The 17,151-nt window shown below is 55.7% G+C and carries 17 protein-coding genes; 4 read left to right on the top strand and 13 right to left on the bottom strand.

Annotation, left to right across the window (positions count from 1 at the left end; genetic code table 11):
* Positions 1-466: 466 nt before the first annotated feature.
* Positions 467-1,270, bottom strand: a complete 804-nt coding sequence (locus tag EKM90_RS02105; RefSeq protein ID WP_125579405.1) for a Cof-type HAD-IIB family hydrolase — start codon at positions 1,268-1,270, stop codon at positions 467-469.
* A 110-nt stretch (positions 1,271-1,380) separates the two neighbouring features.
* On the opposite strand from EKM90_RS02105, the gene EKM90_RS02100 reads away from it, so the two are divergent.
* Complete coding sequence (locus tag EKM90_RS02100) at positions 1,381-1,860, top strand: ribonuclease H family protein (RefSeq protein WP_125579404.1); 480 nt, start codon at positions 1,381-1,383, stop codon at positions 1,858-1,860.
* Here the strand turns inward: EKM90_RS02100 and EKM90_RS02095 are convergent.
* The 4 genes from EKM90_RS02095 to EKM90_RS02080 form a co-directional block, all read right to left on the bottom strand.
* Positions 1,843-2,739 carry a LysR family transcriptional regulator gene (locus EKM90_RS02095; protein ID WP_125579403.1) on the bottom strand — a complete coding sequence of 299 codons (897 nt, stop codon included), beginning with the start codon at positions 2,737-2,739 and terminating at the stop codon, positions 1,843-1,845. The genes EKM90_RS02100 and EKM90_RS02095 overlap by 18 nt on opposite strands.
* A gap of 554 nt (positions 2,740-3,293) precedes the next feature.
* Positions 3,294-3,662, bottom strand: coding sequence for a DUF1634 domain-containing protein (locus tag EKM90_RS02090; RefSeq protein ID WP_125579402.1), 369 nt, complete (start codon positions 3,660-3,662; stop codon positions 3,294-3,296).
* Positions 3,662-4,507: a sulfite exporter TauE/SafE family protein gene (locus EKM90_RS02085; RefSeq protein ID WP_125579401.1), complete on the bottom strand. Its 846-nt coding sequence runs from the start codon at positions 4,505-4,507 to the stop codon at positions 3,662-3,664. Before EKM90_RS02085 ends, EKM90_RS02090 begins: the two co-directional genes overlap by 1 nt.
* 3 nt (positions 4,508-4,510) lie before the next feature.
* Complete coding sequence (locus EKM90_RS02080; RefSeq protein ID WP_125579400.1) at positions 4,511-5,104, bottom strand: hypothetical protein; 594 nt, start codon at positions 5,102-5,104, stop codon at positions 4,511-4,513.
* A 140-nt stretch (positions 5,105-5,244) separates the two neighbouring features.
* Here EKM90_RS02080 and EKM90_RS02075 point away from each other — a divergent pair, with 140 nt between their 5' ends.
* Genes EKM90_RS02075 through EKM90_RS02065 form a run of 3 tightly spaced genes read left to right on the top strand, consistent with a single transcriptional unit; the run spans position 5,245 to position 9,096 of the window.
* Positions 5,245-7,620, top strand: a complete 2,376-nt coding sequence (locus EKM90_RS02075; protein WP_125579399.1) for an ATP-dependent DNA helicase — start codon at positions 5,245-5,247, stop codon at positions 7,618-7,620.
* Entirely contained in the window at positions 7,598-8,269 is a 672-nt protein-coding gene (locus EKM90_RS02070) for a hypothetical protein (protein ID WP_125579398.1), read from the top strand. Before EKM90_RS02075 ends, EKM90_RS02070 begins: the two co-directional genes overlap by 23 nt.
* Positions 8,266-9,096 carry a sce7725 family protein gene (locus tag EKM90_RS02065; protein ID WP_125579397.1) on the top strand — a complete coding sequence of 277 codons (831 nt, stop codon included), beginning with the start codon at positions 8,266-8,268 and terminating at the stop codon, positions 9,094-9,096. The genes EKM90_RS02070 and EKM90_RS02065 overlap by 4 nt, the downstream gene beginning before the upstream one ends.
* A gap of 67 nt (positions 9,097-9,163) precedes the next feature.
* On the opposite strand, the gene EKM90_RS02060 is transcribed toward EKM90_RS02065, so the two are convergent.
* From EKM90_RS02060 to EKM90_RS02025, 8 genes are all read right to left on the bottom strand, one after another.
* The gene (locus tag EKM90_RS02060; RefSeq protein WP_125579396.1) at positions 9,164-10,678 is read right to left on the bottom strand and encodes a C40 family peptidase; all 1,515 of its coding nucleotides are present in this window, start codon (positions 10,676-10,678) and stop codon (positions 9,164-9,166) included.
* Between the two features lie 205 nt (positions 10,679-10,883).
* On the bottom strand, positions 10,884-11,591 hold the full coding sequence (gene deoD / locus EKM90_RS02055) for a purine-nucleoside phosphorylase (protein ID WP_125579395.1): 708 nt from the start codon (positions 11,589-11,591) through the stop codon (positions 10,884-10,886).
* A gap of 10 nt (positions 11,592-11,601) precedes the next feature.
* Entirely contained in the window at positions 11,602-12,795 is a 1,194-nt protein-coding gene (locus EKM90_RS02050; RefSeq protein WP_125579394.1) for a phosphopentomutase, read from the bottom strand.
* Positions 12,795-13,460 carry a deoxyribose-phosphate aldolase gene (gene deoC / locus EKM90_RS02045; protein WP_125579393.1) on the bottom strand — a complete coding sequence of 222 codons (666 nt, stop codon included), beginning with the start codon at positions 13,458-13,460 and terminating at the stop codon, positions 12,795-12,797. Before deoC ends, EKM90_RS02050 begins: the two co-directional genes overlap by 1 nt.
* A 389-nt stretch (positions 13,461-13,849) precedes the next feature.
* On the bottom strand, positions 13,850-14,548 hold the full coding sequence (locus EKM90_RS02040; RefSeq protein WP_125579392.1) for an ABC transporter ATP-binding protein: 699 nt from the start codon (positions 14,546-14,548) through the stop codon (positions 13,850-13,852).
* The gene (locus tag EKM90_RS02035; RefSeq protein WP_373301028.1) at positions 14,541-15,326 is read right to left on the bottom strand and encodes an ABC transporter ATP-binding protein; all 786 of its coding nucleotides are present in this window, start codon (positions 15,324-15,326) and stop codon (positions 14,541-14,543) included. Before EKM90_RS02035 ends, EKM90_RS02040 begins: the two co-directional genes overlap by 8 nt.
* Positions 15,292-16,266, bottom strand: coding sequence for a branched-chain amino acid ABC transporter permease (locus EKM90_RS02030; RefSeq protein ID WP_125579390.1), 975 nt, complete (start codon positions 16,264-16,266; stop codon positions 15,292-15,294). The genes EKM90_RS02035 and EKM90_RS02030 overlap by 35 nt, the downstream gene beginning before the upstream one ends.
* A gap of 4 nt (positions 16,267-16,270) precedes the next feature.
* On the bottom strand, positions 16,271-17,149 hold the full coding sequence (locus EKM90_RS02025) for a branched-chain amino acid ABC transporter permease (protein WP_125579389.1): 879 nt from the start codon (positions 17,147-17,149) through the stop codon (positions 16,271-16,273).
* Positions 17,150-17,151 lie beyond the last annotated feature (2 nt).

Raw genomic sequence — 17,151 nt, 5'->3', positions numbered from 1 at the left:
CCAAGGGTGTCAGTTGGGACATACAAGAAAACGTGATGCTGGCTGGATAGTCATCTCGTTAAATTCGGCGGCCTCCGCAGCCTATTATAGTTGCGCTTCGTGTGGCCAACGCCGGAGTGGCTAGCTACGTTCAAGGCCTCGCCGCCAAAATTCGGCGGCAATGCCTTGAACTAGGCTATCCATCCGGCTAAACCCGGCCTCACTACGCTGCCTGCCTAGTTGCGCTCCGGCTGGCAACGGATGAGCGTCCAGCTACGCTTAAGTCCTCATCGCCCAAAACCGGCGATAATGCCTTAAGCTAGGCTAGCCGTCATCCTAAGTACGCCAGCCTCCGCAGCCTGTTATAGTTGCGCTCCGTTCGGCAACGCTCGAGCGAGTAGCTACGCTATGAGCCTCACCGGCAAAGAACGCCGGCAATGCTCATAGCTAGGCTACTCATCGAGCTAAAACCGCCGACCTTCGCAGCCTACAACAAATACTTCGTCAAATATTGAGCGACGCCGTTTTCTGAATTTGGCGCTGTAACGGCATTGGCAGCGGCTAGGATCGCAGGGCGGGCATTGCCCATGGCGACCCCGACACCGGCGTATTCAATCATATCCAAATCATTCATGTCGTCGCCAAAGGCAATGATATCATCCTGGGCAATGCCATACGCTGCGGCGACATACGCTAAGCCACGCGACTTGCTGGCATGAGCCGTGGTGATTTCCAGCGCCGTGTTTTCGCCGCTCCACGCCCCCCAGGTTTTGGCAATGAGTTCCGGGTGCCGTTGTTTGACCGCGGCCGTCAACGGCGCCAAAGTCGCCTCGTCGATAAACATGGTCACCGAAACCGGAGCTTGCGTGAGCCCCGCCGCGTCAAAGAGTGAAGCCGGCTGCGGCATATCCGGGAGAAACGGAATGTCTGTGTACCCATGATCTGCCCGCAACAGTTGCTTACCCTCGGCCACCATCACCTTGATGTCATAATCCTGGCGCAGCGTCAATAAATTCAGCGCATCCGCCACTGGAATCGTCGACTCGAGCTCATGGGCCCACGCTTGATGCGGAATATGAATCAAGGCGCCGTTGAAGTTGATCATCGGTCCTTGCAACCCCAGCTGATCGTAAAACTGCTCAGAAATCGAATCCGGTCGGCCAGTAGCAATCACCACCAGATGGCCTGCCGCTTCGGCTTGCTTGAGCGTCGCCACCGTGGCGGCCGTCAGCGTCCCCTCTGTATTCAAGGTGGTGCCGTCCAAATCTAAGGCGATCATTTTTCGTTGCATGCGTGCGCCATCCTTTCCAGTCAAAATGAATTGCATCTAGTTTATCAGAATTTGGGGATTTCCCCAAGTCACGCCACACTCGCGTATAATAGAACGCAGGAGGTCAGCACATGAACATTCAACTCTATACCGACGGCGGCAACCGCAACACCGGCAACATCGCCGGCGGCAAGGTCAAGCCCACCGACAAAAGTGCTTGGGCAGCGCTGCTCATTTTTGGCGAGCACAAGAAAATGCTGTCCGGCGGCGATTATGGCCGCACCAACAATTTTATGGAAATCACCGCCGTCATCGAAGGCCTGACTGCCATCAAAGACACCAGCTATCAAGTTGACATCTACTCTGACTCAGCTTATGTCATCAACACCATGACGGAAAAATGGTGGGTCAACTGGCAGAAAAACGGCTGGCGCAAAAAAGGCAAGCCTGTCATCAACGCCGAACTGTGGCAGGCGCTGCTGGCCCAAATCAGCCGCTTCCCACAGGCGCCGGTGTTCCATAAAGTCAAAGGCCACGCCACCAATCAGCACAATAACGAAGTCGATGCCGCCCTTAACCACACCATGGACCAACTACCGGACCGGCAGTAAATTATCGGGGTAAGTGGTTTGAATAAACGTTTGAATCACCGTCAACATGTGCGCCACTGACGGTGATTTTTGCGTGGTGGGATTCGTCACCAAACACAGCGTACGCGCGAACGGTTCCGAGAACGGATAGATATTCACGTCGCCCGTCAGCTTTTGCAACGCTAGTTTGGGCAACACACCCCAGCCAAGACCCGCTTCCACCATCGACAAAATGGATTGGTCATCGACGGAATACACCAACGAATTGGTGGACACTTGGTAACGATCCAGCGCCGCCTTGGTGTCACGGTCATAGTCGCCTTGCTGGAGGATAAAGGAACGCTTGGCCATATCGGCATCCGTCATGGTCTTGCCATTTTGCGGGACAAAATCGCGCGGCGTGATGCAGTAAATCGGATCCTTGAGCAGCGGCACCACATTCGCCTCCGCCACCGGGAGCAAGGAAAAGCCAATATCCACGGCCCCGGTGCGCACTTGCTCCCCAATTTCGTTGAACCCGCCTTGCATGACCGATACCGCTACCGCCGGGGTTTCCCGTTTGAAGGCTTGAATGATGCCTGGCAGCCAGTTGGTTGAAACTGAAGAAAAGGCCCCCAGCCGCACCCGTCCGGTATTCAGACCGTTGATGTTATCGGCGATTTGCGCCAGTTGATCTTCCAGATTCAAAATCGCCTGCACCGTCGGCAGCACCTTCGCCCCGTCTGGCGTCAGTGCCACGCCGGTGCGATTGCGGATAAACAAGGGAAAACCCAAGTCAGTTTCCAGCTGACTCACACTGTGGCTGACGGCGCTGGGCGTGACATTCAGGCTCGCTGCGGCCTGAATGAAGGTTCCTTTCTCGACCACCGCCCGAAATACTTGATAGCTAAAATTGCTCATGCTAACTCCTTATGTGAACGTATTTCATTTTATATTCTGATAGTTGATTATTATTTATGATACACGAGTTCACAGCGCCGTCAATGGACCGCGGGTGGTGGTGTCGGGCTCCGCGTGACGGCCATCACCACCACCCGCTCGATAACAATAACGAATCCAGTGAGTCCAGCTACCCACGTGCAGACGGAACAGCACCACAATACGGGTACGGCAAACTGGTTGACCAGTATCACGAAACCGGTAACTGCCAATTTGATACCTCTACTGTTCTCCAGCGGCGGCAGGCGGGGCAGCAGAGGGGCGAGGTGGTCCAGCCGCGAAACAGTTAGCCCACGAGGTGACTGCGTAGCAGGCAGCTCCTGGGCTAACTGGGGGCAACAGGGAGACAGCGTTGAGCGCGTTAGCGCGATGCTGGCTCGCTGTTGAGGCTGGAGACCGCATTTTGGCTCCAGCCGACCCCGCAGCAGGACCACCACGCCCCGGCGCCGCCCCGCCTGCCGCCGCGGCCCATCCCAAACAAAGACGCTGACTCCAAAAAAGGAATCAGCGTCCGTTTAACCTAAGTACCCAATCACCATCGCAATGACCAAAATCACCAACACAATCGTCGTGATCCAGGCGTAGAGATGGTCTTTTTCTTTGATGAACGCATAAATCGAAACCACGACCCGGAGCACCGGTGTCAAAATCAAGAGAAACAAGCCCAGCATCAACACGGCGTATGGCTTGAACGCGATCACACCTTGCAAAATCGCTCCCGGCTTGCTGGGATGCACCCCAGCCGGATAGCCGCTTTGGCCGGTAATCAACAGCAGCGCCAACCCAATCACGATTACGGCGGCGGCAATGATGACCCCAATGCGTAAAATCTGGCCGATGATGAGCTCAATGTCTTGGGTTTCTTTTTTGACCTCATTGTCCATTAGATGCTCACCCCGAATCCTTTAAGCAGCATTTGCAAGCCCATATAGCCGATTACTGGAATGAAAATCAGCCGTAGCACCTTGGTCGGCATGATTTGCATCAGCCGCGTGCCTAAGGTAGCCCCAACCAAAATCCCCACTGCCAGCGGTGCCGCGATTTCTGGTCGCAGACTACCATTGAAGAAGTACACCGTGGCACTGGCGGCAGCCGTGACCCCCATCATCAGATTGGAGGTCGCAGTGGAAGGCTTGAGTGGCATTTTCATGATGGTATCCATCGCCAGTACTTTGAACGCCCCAGAGCCGATACCGAGCAAGCCAGAAGCCAGCCCGGCGCCAAACATCATAGCAAAACCACCAGGCACGTTGGTGACTTGATAATTGACCTCTTTGCCTTGGGCCTTGTCGAAGTACGCGCCATTCAGCTTGAGCTTCTCAGCGGCGGGATCAGGCGTGGGCGCCTTGATGTTTTCCGGCTTCATCAGCATTTTCCTGATCATGTTGTACACCGAAAACAGGAGCAAAGCACCAAACAGGAAGTAGAGGAACTGGCCATCAATCAGCCCAGTCAATACGGCACCGAGCACCGCGCCGACCGTGGTGGCAATTTCTAGGAACATGGCCACGCGCAGGTTCAGCATTTCATCTTTCAAATAGGCAATGGTGGCGCCAGAGGAAGTCGCAATCACCGCGATGATGCTAGCGGCAATGGCATACTGAATGGGTAACCCCATCATCAGTGTCAACACCGGCGTGATGATAATGCCGCCGCCCAGCCCCAACAGCGCGCCAAGAATGCCGGCCATCAGCCCGACGCCAATCAACAATATCGCTTGACTTAACACGAACTACTCCCCCTTTTTGGCAGCAGGAGTCCGTTTGGTTGCGGCTTTGCGCGTGGTTTTACGGGTGGTCGCTTTACGAGTCGTGGTTTTCCGGGTGGTTTTGGCGCGGCTTGCCGGTGCGGCTTTCACCACTGGTTGCGGGGCGTCGTGGTTGGCTTTGATGCGGATCAGGTCTTCGCTGACCTCGGCAATCACCGCTGCCTGGTTAGCCTTAGGATGAGCCAAATAGGTTTCGGCGTCGGCGACCAGGTCGATATGCAAATCCGAGGCGTTCAAATCCGGCGTGGCCACAATCAGATAGACCTTGAGGGGCGCCATGCTGTCAGGGTCCAGGAAATTGCTGACCTTTTTGCTATCAGCAAAAGGCAGGTTGATCACGCCGGTTTCGAGTCGCACATAAGTTGGCGTCTCAGAGGTGATGGTCAGCTGCGCTTGAATTAGCTTGCCGGCGTTAATGGCCGCTTCTAGATCAGCAAAAACCGGCGCCAGCGCTCCGGTGAGGTCAGCTTGCGCCTGCTTTGGCGTCACTGAGTGGTTGATTTGTTCGAAGTTTGCTTCTTGAATGGCGGTTTGAAACGCCTTGACGTTGATTTCCATATTCACCCTTCTTCGTCGATTACTGTCGCCATCATATAATAAATCGCTATACGGTTTCAAGTTGCCACCGCCAGCGCCGGCTTTCAAAGCCCGAACACTTGTTTTATACTGGAAGGAAACTAGCGGCGGGAGGTGAGGACGTGAGCAATCGCATTGGGGTGCGTGAATTAGTCGAATTAACGGTGCGGACTGGTGATTTGGACCCGGTGACCACCAATTCGAATAACACAGCGCTGCTTGGCGCTCATATTCACCGCAAGCTGCAAGCGGCCCACGATGCCGACTACGAAAAAGAAGTCTACCTCGCCCAAACCGTGACCGTTAACGACCATGCCTACACCATTGATGGCCGCGCCGACGGGGTCGACAGTAGCCAAGCCCGCGTGATCATCGAGGAAATCAAAACCTCCGCCCGGGATTGGGCCGATGTCACCCAAAACACCAAGGATCGCTACTGGGCGCAGGCGCGAGTGTATGGCCATTTTCTGTGCGACAAGCGCGATTTGCCTGAAGTCGAGCTGGATTTGATCTACTATCAAACCAATACCGACCAAATCACCCGCTTCACCGAAGTCGCCACTGCCGAAGCGTTGGCGGATTATTTTCAAGATCTGCTGAACGACTTTGGTGACTGGCTCAAAATGCGCAGCGATATCATTGCCGCCCGCGACGTGAGCATCGAGCCGTTGGCCTTTCCGTTCCCAGCTTACCGTAAAGGCCAGCGGGAATTGGCCGCGGCGGTGTACCGCACCGTGGCCAACCACACCCGGCTGTTCGTCGAAGCGCCAACTGGCACCGGCAAAACAATTTCTACCTTGTTCCCAGCCATCAAAGCGATGGGCGCCGGTCTCATTCAACGCCTGTTTTACCTCACCGCCAAGCAAAGCACTCGGCACGTTGCTGAAGAAGCGATGACGCTGCTGGCCCAAGGCGGCTTGGTGGCCAAAAGCATCACGCTGACGGCCAAAGACACCATTACGTTTCCCGAAGAACCCGACGACCCCACCATTAACCCGTACATGCTCGGCTATTATGATCGACTCAAGCCAGCGCTAAAAGATATCCTGGGCCACGAAAATGCCATCACCCGCGCCACCATCGAAAGCTACGCCCGCAAGCACACGCTTGATCCCTTCGAGTTTTCACTGGATGTGAGCTTGTTTTGTGATGTCATCATCTGCGACTACAACTATCTATTCGATCCCGCTGTGTACCTGCAGCGCTTCTTTGCCGAAGATGATCCGACCAACTTCTTCTTAGTCGACGAAGCCCACAATCTCGTGGCCCGGGCCCGGGAAATGTACAGCGCCAGTGTCACCGACAGCGACTTTACCAGCCTGCGCCAAAGCCTTGATGCCAAAAAAGGCCAGGGCTTACCGGCGATTAAAGGCGCCCTGACCAAAGTGATTACTGCCTTTGACGCTGCCTGGCTCAGTGTGGACTCCCAGCCCCTCACCTTCCAGCGCGACCAGCTCGATGATTTTATCGGTCAACTCACCACCTTCACCACTGCTGTCCATGACTGGCTGGGACTGCCGCCGGAAGCCCGCGATCAGGCGCTGGTCGATTTGGTGCTACCCGTGTTTTTTGCTGCCACCAGTTACCTGCGCATTGCCGATTACTATAATTCGGCTTACGAAACTGAAATAGCCAGCACTGACGGTCAGCTGGTCTTCACCGAGCTCTGCCTAGACCCCAGCGCCTTCATTGACGCCTGCATCCAAAAAGGCGGCGGGGCAGTATTCTTTTCTGCCACTTTGTCGCCGCTGGATTACTACCAAGATGTCCTCGGTGGCCAAGAAAACAGCCTGGCTTACCGCCTTACCTCGCCGTTTCCGCAGGATAATCTCAAAGTGGTGGTCACTACCAATATCACCCCCACTTATCGGCTACGCGAGCAAAGCCTGCCGGCGCTGATTGCCAGCCTCACGGTGATGGTCAGCACCAAACCTGGCCATTACCTCGTCTTTTTGCCTTCGCACAGCTACCTCACCACGGTGGCCGCGGCCTTCCAACAGGCCAATCCGGATTTAGAATGCCTGGTCCAAGGGAGCCAAATGGACGGTGCCGCGCGCAGTGCCTTCCTTGCGCGGTTTCGCGATGATGATACGCCTGTTATTGGCTTTGCGGTGCTCGGCGGGATTTTCTCCGAAGGCATCGACCTTGGCGGCGCGAAGCTGATCGGCGTGGCCATTGTCACAGTCGGTTTGCCTGGACTTAATCCCGAAACCGATGAGTTGCGGCGCTACTTTGACCAGCAAGGTAAAGACGGTTTCGCCTATGCCTATCAGCTGCCCGGCTTCAACAATGTGCTTCAAGCCGGCGGCCGTGTCATTCGCGGCATGCATGACGTCGGGGTGGTGTTGCTGGCCGATAGCCGCTTTGCCGGGCCGCGGTACGCCCCGCTGTTTCCGCCGCACTGGACCCACGCCCAGGTGACCAATGGCGTCGATAGTTTAGCTCAGGTTTTGACCCAATTCTGGGAGGCCCATGATGAAAACCAACCTCACCCTTGATTTAGAAAAGACCCTGTATGCCTACTGGGAAGAGCAAGGCGCCACTGCCGTCGAAGAAGTCACGATGCCAGATGATCAAGGCATTGTGGACACTTTAGTGATGCAAAGTGGCCATCCCCGCACCTGGCGCTGCTTTGAACTCAAGGTGACCAAAAGCGACTTTCACAGCACCGCCAAACTCAGCTTTATTGGCCACTACAACTATTTTGTCTTGCCCCTGAAGCTTTATCAGCAAGTCCAAGCCGAAATTCCGCAAGGCATCGGGGTGATGACTTATCAGCCCTTCGCCAAAGCCGCACTGGCCGCCGCCACGGTGCCCATCACGACGCCAGGCCAGCTGACCATTTCCCGGCCGCCGCGCTACCAGGAACTGCAGGTACCAGAAGCGGAGCTGCTGGATCGCTTTATGGCCAGTCTCAACCGCGAAGTGCAAAAGGCCAAACAGGTGGACAAGGGGCTCTCACATTTTAGCGACAATGAGCTACTGAAAGAATTAAAACGCCGCAGCGACCACTATCAAATCTACGACCCTGAGAGCAACCTCTATGACCGCGTGCTGGGCGACATCGAAGCGACCGCCGCGTTCAGTCTGCAGGAAGAAGTGGACGCCTTAAGCGCTGAGCTGGCGGCTTTGAGGGCCAAGGCATGAAGTATTATCCCTTAATTCGCGGCCGCCAGTTTGATTTGCTGGCGCTGCGGGAGGCCGTGCAACAAGATCAGCTAAGCCCGCAGATTATCCCAGTGCTTGAGCCGGTGAAAGACCTCCCAGCGCTAGTCAGCGTCGCTCAGGCCTTCCGGGCCGCGGCTCATCCCTTATACATCATCCAAAATCCACAAGTCGGCGACTATGGTCTGCTGGCGGCGCCGCGCTATGTGCCAACCCTTGATCAGTGGTGTCAGCCGGCCCGTTATTTTGACGGCCAACCAGCGCCGCTCCTGATTGCGCAAACCAAGGCCCAAGTCCAGACCTTACCGAAAAAGCAGCTGGCCATGGTGCCCAACGAAGCCCGGGTGCGCCAGCTTGCCCATCCCCAGGCCATTTACCTGGAAGATCACACCCCGACTCGCGAACGCACCGAAGATTACGCGACGGTGCAACGCGAATTTTACCAGTATCCGCTCCGCGCGCTACCTGATGTGGGCTTTGCGGATTACCCGCTGGCAGTGCAGCATTTTGACCCGCATGGTTATCCGCAGCGCGCCATTGCCCTCCATTTGCTTTACCCGCAAGGTGACAGTCTCTGGCTACAGCATTTGGTGTCGGTAAACAACGCGGATTACAGCGACCCGGCAGGCAAGTTCTTCGAAGCACTAGCGCCGCTTCCGGCCTGGCTAGCGGCGCATCCCGACGCCGGCACTCCGGCCACAGATGCCCTGCTAGCACTCCTGGCCCAGCATCATTTTCCCGGACTCGGCACCCTGCGCAAGCTCCAGCTGCGGCATTTGCTCAGCATCATGGGCCGCTGGCTCGCTTAACTCCATACAAAAAGCCTCAAGCACCAGCGAAAATGCTGGATACTTGAGGTTTTTTTGGGGCTTTCAGCTAGAACACGCGGACCCCGAAGGAAGGCATGAAGTAGCTTGAAATTGTCCCGGTAGAAACGGTCTTCCCAGGTTGAACTGAGTGGATGTACTGACCGTTGCCGATGTAAAGCGCGACGTGGTATGGCGTGCCGTTGGTGGCCCAGAAGACCAAGTCGCCAGCTTGCAGGTTGCTGATGGAAACGCGCGTCCCATCGTACTGCTGCGAACCCGTGTAGCCGCCCAAGGTGATGCCAGCGGCATTCTTGAAGACGTAGTACATCAAGCCTGAGCAATCAAAGGAAGCTGGGCCTTTCGAACCCCATTGATATGGCTTACCGAACTGCGCCCGGGCCAAGTTGATGATGGCCTGGATCCGCTGCGCGCGGGTCTTGGTTGGTGTGGTTTGGGTTGGTTTTGCCACTGGCGTTGGTGCTGGCGTGCTTGGCTTAGCTGGTGTGGTTTGCGCCGGTGTCGTCTGAGCAGGCGTCGTGGTGGTTTGCGCTGGCGTCGTGGCCGCCGGCGTGGTCGCCGTAGCCGTGTTCGTCAGGAAGCGCGCAGGAACAAAGCCACCGCTAACCTGATACCAGGTTTCACCGCCAGCAACCACTTTGCCGGTGGCCGTCAGCTTGGTCCCATTGGCTAAGTATTTGCCGGTTGCGGTCTTATAAGCGGCCGTGGACCAAACGGTGACAGCACCGCTATAGTTGACGGTCATGTTGTAAGTGCCGGCGGTCACGGCTGGCTGACTAGCAGTTGGCGTCGTGGTGGTCGTCTTGGCTGGCGTCGTCGTGGTAGCTGCTGGCGTGGTCGTTGCCGCTGGCGTCGTGGTTGCCGCTGGCGTGGTCGTCGCGGCCGGTGTGGTCGTGGTAGCAGCTGGCGTCGTGGTGGTCGTGGTTGTCTTAGCTGGCGTTGCCGCAGCTTGGGTGGTCTGCGCTGGCGTGGTGGTCGTAGCCGGAGCGGCTGCTACTGTACCATTTTCAGAGGCAAACCGGGCTGGGACATAACCGCCTGAGCTCAGTTGATACCAGGTTTCGCCATTACTGCTGGTCTTAGCCACCGCAGTGACTTTTTGACCGGCAGTCAAATAGCGGCCGGTTGGGTTGGCATAACGCGTGCCCGTCCAGACGGTGGTGGCGCCAGCAGTATAAGTCACGGTCAGGTTGTACTGACCCGCGGTGCTGGCACTGCCAGCGGTTTGCGTGGTGGCTTTGGTGGCGGCAGCCGTAGCGTTAGCCTGCTGTTGGCCTTCGATGCGCAGGTAGATTTCAGGAATCCACTCGTTAGCGCCGATCTGGTACCAGGTCGCACCATTGACCTTCTTTTGGCCTTGAATGGCGATCTGCTGATTGAACAGCACATAGCGCTTAGCTTGATTGAACGCAGGCGTCTTCCAGACAGTGGTTGCACCCTGCTGGTAAGTCACTGTGCCAGTTGTTGCTGCGCTTACTTGGTTTGGCGTGGCAACAGCAGCGGCTAAGCCGGCTGCGCCTGCTAACCCTGCGGTAAGTGCCAATGCCTTAGTTGACTTTTTCATACGATAGAGCCTCCAATTCGAACATCACTTTTAAACTTATGATAGCTATTTTAAATTTTCTTAACGTTTAATGTAAGATTATCACGCTGAAGCACGCAATGCACCGAATAAGCGTTCGTTTTTGTCCAAGTTACCCTGGCCAAGCCGTGATACAAGCGATAACCACGGCCTGAAAACCGTCCAAGTTCGTTATTTTTCATTTATGTTACAGAGTCTTCACGGTCTCCAAAGCGACCTTGATCATGTCGTCAAAACTCGTTTGCCGTTCTTGGGCAGTGGTTTCTTCGCCGGTGATCAGGTGGTTGGAAACAGTCAGAATCGCTAGGGCCTGGCGGTGATACTTCGCCGCCAACAGATACAAGGCCGGGGTTTCCATTTCCGTCGCTAACACACCGTAGTCAATCAGCTTTTGCCGATCCATTTCGTCATTATAGAAGCGATCTTCACCTAAGACATTACCGACATGCAGGCGCACGCCCAGTTGCTTGGCTGTGGCTGCGGCCTTGGACAGCAAGCCATAATCAGCCAGGGGAGCGAAATACAGCCCCGGACCAAAGGTGTTCAAAATAATGCTGGAATCCGTGGTGGCTCCTTGCGCAATCACCAAGTCGCGGACCTTCACATCGTTCGCTAACCCGCCAGTGGTGCCGACACGAATCAGCGTCTTCACGCCATAATCTTGCATCAATTCCGTGGCATAAATGCTGATGGAAGGAATCCCCATCCCAGTAGCCTGCACTGACACCCGGCGGCCCTGATACGTCCCAGTGTAACCAAAAGCATTCCGCACAGTGTTATACAGCACCGCATCTTCCAGATAGGTTTCCGCAATGTATTTTGCCCGCAACGGATCGCCTGGCAGCAGCACCACGTCAGCAATCGCGTCTTTAGGGGCATCAATATGTGTACTCATCAGGTCCTCCTTACTTCAACGCGGCCAAAAACGAGTGGCCCACGCCAGTGCCAGCAACACCAAAGTTTTCCAAAATGGTGGCGCCCATGTCAGCAAATGGTGACCGAATGCCTAAATCACCGCCACCAGGGAGCGACTTGCTATAAACCACTAATGGCACAAATTCCCGCGTGTGGTCGGTCCCGCGGAAGGTCGGGTCATTGCCATGGTCGGAAGTGATCATCAGCAAGTCTTCTGGCTGCATCGCCGCCATTAATTCGCCCAGCTGCTGGTCAAAAGTCATCAGCGCCTCGCCATCCCCTTGTGCATTGCGGCGGTGGCCATACATGGCGTCAAAATCCACTAAGTTGGTGAAAATAAAGCCTTGGCGGTCAGATTTAACCTGCTTAATGGTTTGATTCATGCCATCGACATTCGACACGGTGTGAATACCATCATCGAGCCCTTGGCCAGAGAAAATATCGTTGATCTTCCCCACCCCATAAGTTGGCACCCCAGCGGCTTGCAAGCGGTCGAGGTCGGTCGGGGCGTTGGGCATCAAGGCATAATCATGCCGATCAGAGGTGCGAGTGAAGTTTTCAGCCGAATCACCGACATACGGCCGCGCAATCACTCGGCCAATCTTGTAAGGCGCATCCGTGGTAATGCTGCGGGCGTACTCACAAATCTTATACAGTTCCTTGAGTGGAATCACCGCCGTATTAGCGGCAATCTGCAGCACCGAATCCCCTGAGGTATAAACAATCAGATCACCGGTTTTGAGCTGCTGTTCACCGTATTTAGCGATGACTTCGGTGCCGGAATAAGGCAAATTAACAATCACCTTGCGGCCTGAGAAGTCTTCGATTTGCTTGATCAGCGCTTCCGGAAAGCCCTGCGGGAAAAAGCCCAACGGTGCCGTCACCGGCAGCCCCATCATTTCCCAGTGGCCATCCATGCTATCTTTGCCGGCGGAAATTTCCGCCATTTTGCCGAAATAACCAATCGGGTGGGCGATGGGCGCCACGCCTTCAATTGGCCGATCTTGGCGAATGTTGCCCAAGCCCAGCTGTTGCCAGTTAGGAAGTGCCAGCTGGCCTTTGAAGTAGCTGCCAATGTGGCCTAAGGTATCAGACCCTTCGTCGTTAAACTTGGCCGCATCCGGCGCTTCGCCGATCCCGATGGAATCCGTGACAATGCCAATCACACGCTTGAACTGAGCCATTAGTGGGCCTCGCTTTCTTCGAGAATCTTAACCCCAGCGCTGGCGCCTAACCGATCGGCACCGGCATCAATCAAGGCTTTGGCCTCAGCATATGAATGAATGCCCCCAGCAGCCTTCACGCCGAGCCGAGTGCCAACGGTTTCGCGCATCAAAGCCACATCATGCACCGTCGCGCCACCGGCAGCAAAGCCCGTCGAAGTCTTCACAAAGTCTGCGCCAGCCGCTTCAGCCGCTTGGCAGGCCCGGACTTTTTCGTCATCAGTGAGCAAAACCGCTTCAATGATGACCTTCAACAGGCCAGCTTTGGCGTGCGTGGCATCCGCCACTGCCTGAATATCGGCTTTGACCTGGTCATCATGGCCGGCTTTGAGCTCACCGATGTTTAGAACCATATCGACTTCCTTGGCGCCATCATCTAACGCCTGGTTGGCTTCAGCCACTTTAATGAAGGTGGTATTGGCCCCCAAGGGAAAACCAATCACGGTGCACACATTCACATCGCTATCGCGCAAGGCCGCCGCGGCCCGCGGGACCCAGTAAGGATTGATGCAGACACTGGCAAAATCGTACTGCTTGGCTTCCGTCATAATCTGGTCAATTTGGGCCTGAGTGGCGTCTGGCTTCAACAAGGTGTGATCAATATACTTCGCTAATGGCTTTTCCATAGTATGCTCCTTTAAAACGTCCTGATTTAATGCGTCATCTTTCTAAATAGTACCATATAACCGGCCCCTCACTCGCCTCTCTGCGAAAAATCCGCCGTTTTAGTTGCGCTCCGCGGGCTTCATAGTTGCGCTCAGTTTCCTAAAAGCGCTCGACTTCGCAGCCTTCATAGTTGCGCTCCGGTCGGCAACGTCCGAGCGACTGGCTACGCCTGAAGCCTCGCCAGCAAAAAGCGCTGGCAATACTTCAGGCTTGCTCAGTCTGTAGCGCGAAGCACGTACAGACTGACATGCGTTAGAAAGGCTACTCGTCGGACTAAGCCCGCCGACCTTCGCAGCCTCAAAAAAACAGCCATCCGCAGATGACTGTCCCAAAATCCATCATGTTGTGCCTAACCGCCCAGGTAAGTGGCCTGGACGTCTTCACTGGCCAGCAGTTCCTGGCCGGTGCCGGTCATTTTCACTTGCCCATTAGCCAGCACATAAGCGCGATCGGCAATCTGCAAGGCCTGCTGGGCGTTTTGCTCAATTAACAGCACCGTCACCCCTTGGGCATGAATGGCTTTGATGATATCAAAAATCTTGTTGATGTAAATCGGAGCCAGGCCCATTGACGGCTCGTCTAGCAGCAAGAGCTTGGGTTTGGCCATCATGGCCCGCCCCATCGCCAGCATCTGCTGCTCGCCGCCGGACAAGGTGGCTGCGTCTTGGCCACGGCGCTCTTTCAGCACGGGGAACTGGTCGAACACCGCCGTCAGCTGCTCACTTTGGGTCTTGGGCGTGAGATACGCCCCCATGCGTAAGTTCTCACTGACCGTCAGGCCTTCGAACACATGCCGGCCTTCTGGCACCTGGGCGATACCGGCTTTGACGATTTTCGAGGCCGCCATTTTGGCGAGATTTTGCCCATCATAATCAATGGTCCCACGGCTGGGCCGGAGCAAGCCGCTGATGGTTTTCAAAATCGTGCTTTTGCCTGCCCCATTGGCGCCAATCAGGGTCACAATTTCGCCATCGTTCACGGTGAAATCCACGCCGCTCACGGCTTGGATGGCGCCGTAATGCACGGCCAGGTCGGTCACTTTAAGCATGCACGCCACCTCCCAGATATGCGGCAATCACGGCGGGGTCCTTTTGAATTTGGGCCGGGGTGCCTTCTGCAATCATTTTGCCGTGATCAAGCACATAAATGCGCTCCGCCAGGTTCATCACGAGGCTCATATCATGTTCAATCAGCACCACGGTGAGCTGAAAATCGGTCCGCAGCTTTTCAATCAACTCCCGCAGCCCGGCGGTTTCCTCTGGGTTCATCCCAGCGGCCGGTTCGTCGAGAAAAATGATGCGGGGCGCGGTGGCCGCGGCGCGGGCGATTTCCACCCGGCGCTGGGTGCCATAAGGCAGATTGCCAGCATCGAGATCGGCCACCGCCGTCAAATCAAATTCCCGGAGCAAAGCATCGGTCCAGCCGCCCACCAAGGCCTCTTTTTTGTAGTAAGCCGGCAAGCGCAGAATTTCAGCAAAGAAGTTCTCATGGTAACGATGCGTCATCGCGGCTTGCAGGTTATCACGCACCGAAAGTTTAGAAAATAGGCGGATATTCTGAAAGGTGCGAGCCAAGCCCAGTTTGGCAATGTCGCTGGGGCGCTTACCTAACAGCGCCACTTTGCCGCTGGCCGTGGTCAAGGTCACTTTGCCGCTGGTGGCTGGCGTCACACCGGTCAGCAGGTTGAACAGCGTCGTTTTCCCAGCGCCATTCGGGCCAATCAAAGCGACCAATTCGCCAGCATCGACATGCATGTCGACATCGGCCACCGCATCCAGGCCGCCAAATTGTTTACTCAACTTCGTGACTGTCAGTAGTGCCATGATGGCCTCCTTTCCGCTCCAAAAGCCCTTTGATCGACACTTCATAGCGGCCCAACAGGCCGCTAGGCTTGAACACCATAATCAAAATCAGGGCTAAGGCGTAAATCACCATCCGCAGCGCGCCGAATTGCTGCAACGCCGTGTCCAACACGCCGAGCACGATTGCGGCCACAAAGGTGCCAGTGATACTGCCGACCCCGCCCAGCACCACGATAATCAGCAACGAGATGGATTGCATAATGCCAAAGTCGCTGGGGGCAATGGTTTGGATATACACCGCATGCAAGGAGCCCCCGATGGCCGCCGTGGCCGCCCCCATCACAAACGCCGCCAGCTTCCACTTGGTCGGATTGATGCCCACTGCTTCGGCGGCGATTTCGTCTTCACGAATCGCCTGAATGGCGCGCCCGGCGCGACTGCGGGCAAAGTTGACAATCATCAAGGTCGTCAAGCAAACAAACACATACACCGTTGGCCAGTTCGCCAGCGCTGGAATGTTGTACATCCCCGCCGCGCCGTTGGTAATTTTCAGATTGTTAATCACCACGCGAATGATCTCCGCGGCCCCCATGGTCGCAATGGCCAGGTAATCCCCGCGCAGGCGCAAGGTCGGAATACCGATGACCACCGCCACCAGCATGGCAATCACCATGCCCACGCCTAGCGACAGGTAAAAGCCCAGCGTGTTACTTATTTGCTGCGTGATGATGGCAGTGGCATACGCCCCAATCGCCATAAAGCCGGCATGACCCAACGAGAATTGACCCGAAAAGCCAATGATCAAATTCAGCCCGGTGGCCAAAATAATGTTGATGCCGATGGTAACCAGCATGTTTTCAATGAAGGCATTGATCACACCGACCACAATCAGTTCATTGATCAGGTAAAAGCCTGCCACGGCCAAAACCAGCCAGATCAACGCTGCTTTCCATTTGGCTTGCATGACCTTACACCTTCTCCTTCACGTTTTTGCCCAACAGCCCAGCTGGCAGCACAATCAAAATAATAATCAAGACGATGTACACCGCCGCATCCTTGTAGGCTGAGAGTCCAATCGCCTGTACGAAGGTTTCCAGCAGCCCAATCAGGAAGCCGCCAATCGCGGCCCCTGGAATCGAGCCAATACCGCCAACCACCGCCGCCACAAAGGCTTTGATGCCTGGCACCATACCCATCAGCGGATCGATGGAGTTGTAATACAACCCAATCAACACCCCGGCGGCGCCGGCCAACGCCGAACCCAGGCCAAAGGTGAAGGAAATTATGTGATTCGGGTCGATGCCCACCAGCTCGGCTGCTTCTTGATCCACCGCCACGGCGCGCATCGCGGTGCCCATCCGGGTGTGCTGAACGATCAGTTGGAGCCCGACCATCAGCACCAACGCGACTGCCACAATCAGCAGTTGAATATTGGTAATGGTGACGCCGAAGAAGGTGTAGCGCGCCTGCCCGATCACCTGCGGAAAGTTCCGCGTATTGGCCCCGAACAGGAACGACATCCCATTTTCAAGAAAATACGACACCCCGATGGCGGTAATCAAGGCGGTAATGCGCGGCGAATGGCGCAGCGGCCGGTAAGCCAGGTACTCGATCACCATGCCTAAAATCGCCGAAACGGCCATGGCAGACACTAAAGCCACGCCGAAATCGACGTGGTATTGGTTGATCACATAGTAGCCCCAAAAGGCCCCGATCATATAAATATCCCCATGGGCAAAATTGATCAGCTTGATGATGCCATATACCATGGTGTACCCCAGCGCCAGCAGCGCGTAGATACTGCCTAAGGACAAGCCGTTGATCACTTGCTGGAAAAAGGTTTGCACAA

This window comes from Lacticaseibacillus suibinensis, from assembly GCF_003946175.1.
Lineage (GTDB): Bacteria > Bacillota > Bacilli > Lactobacillales > Lactobacillaceae > Lacticaseibacillus > Lacticaseibacillus suibinensis.
The sequence above is the reverse complement of the archived record's forward strand: the minus strand, read 5'-3'. Positions and strand labels throughout refer to the sequence as shown.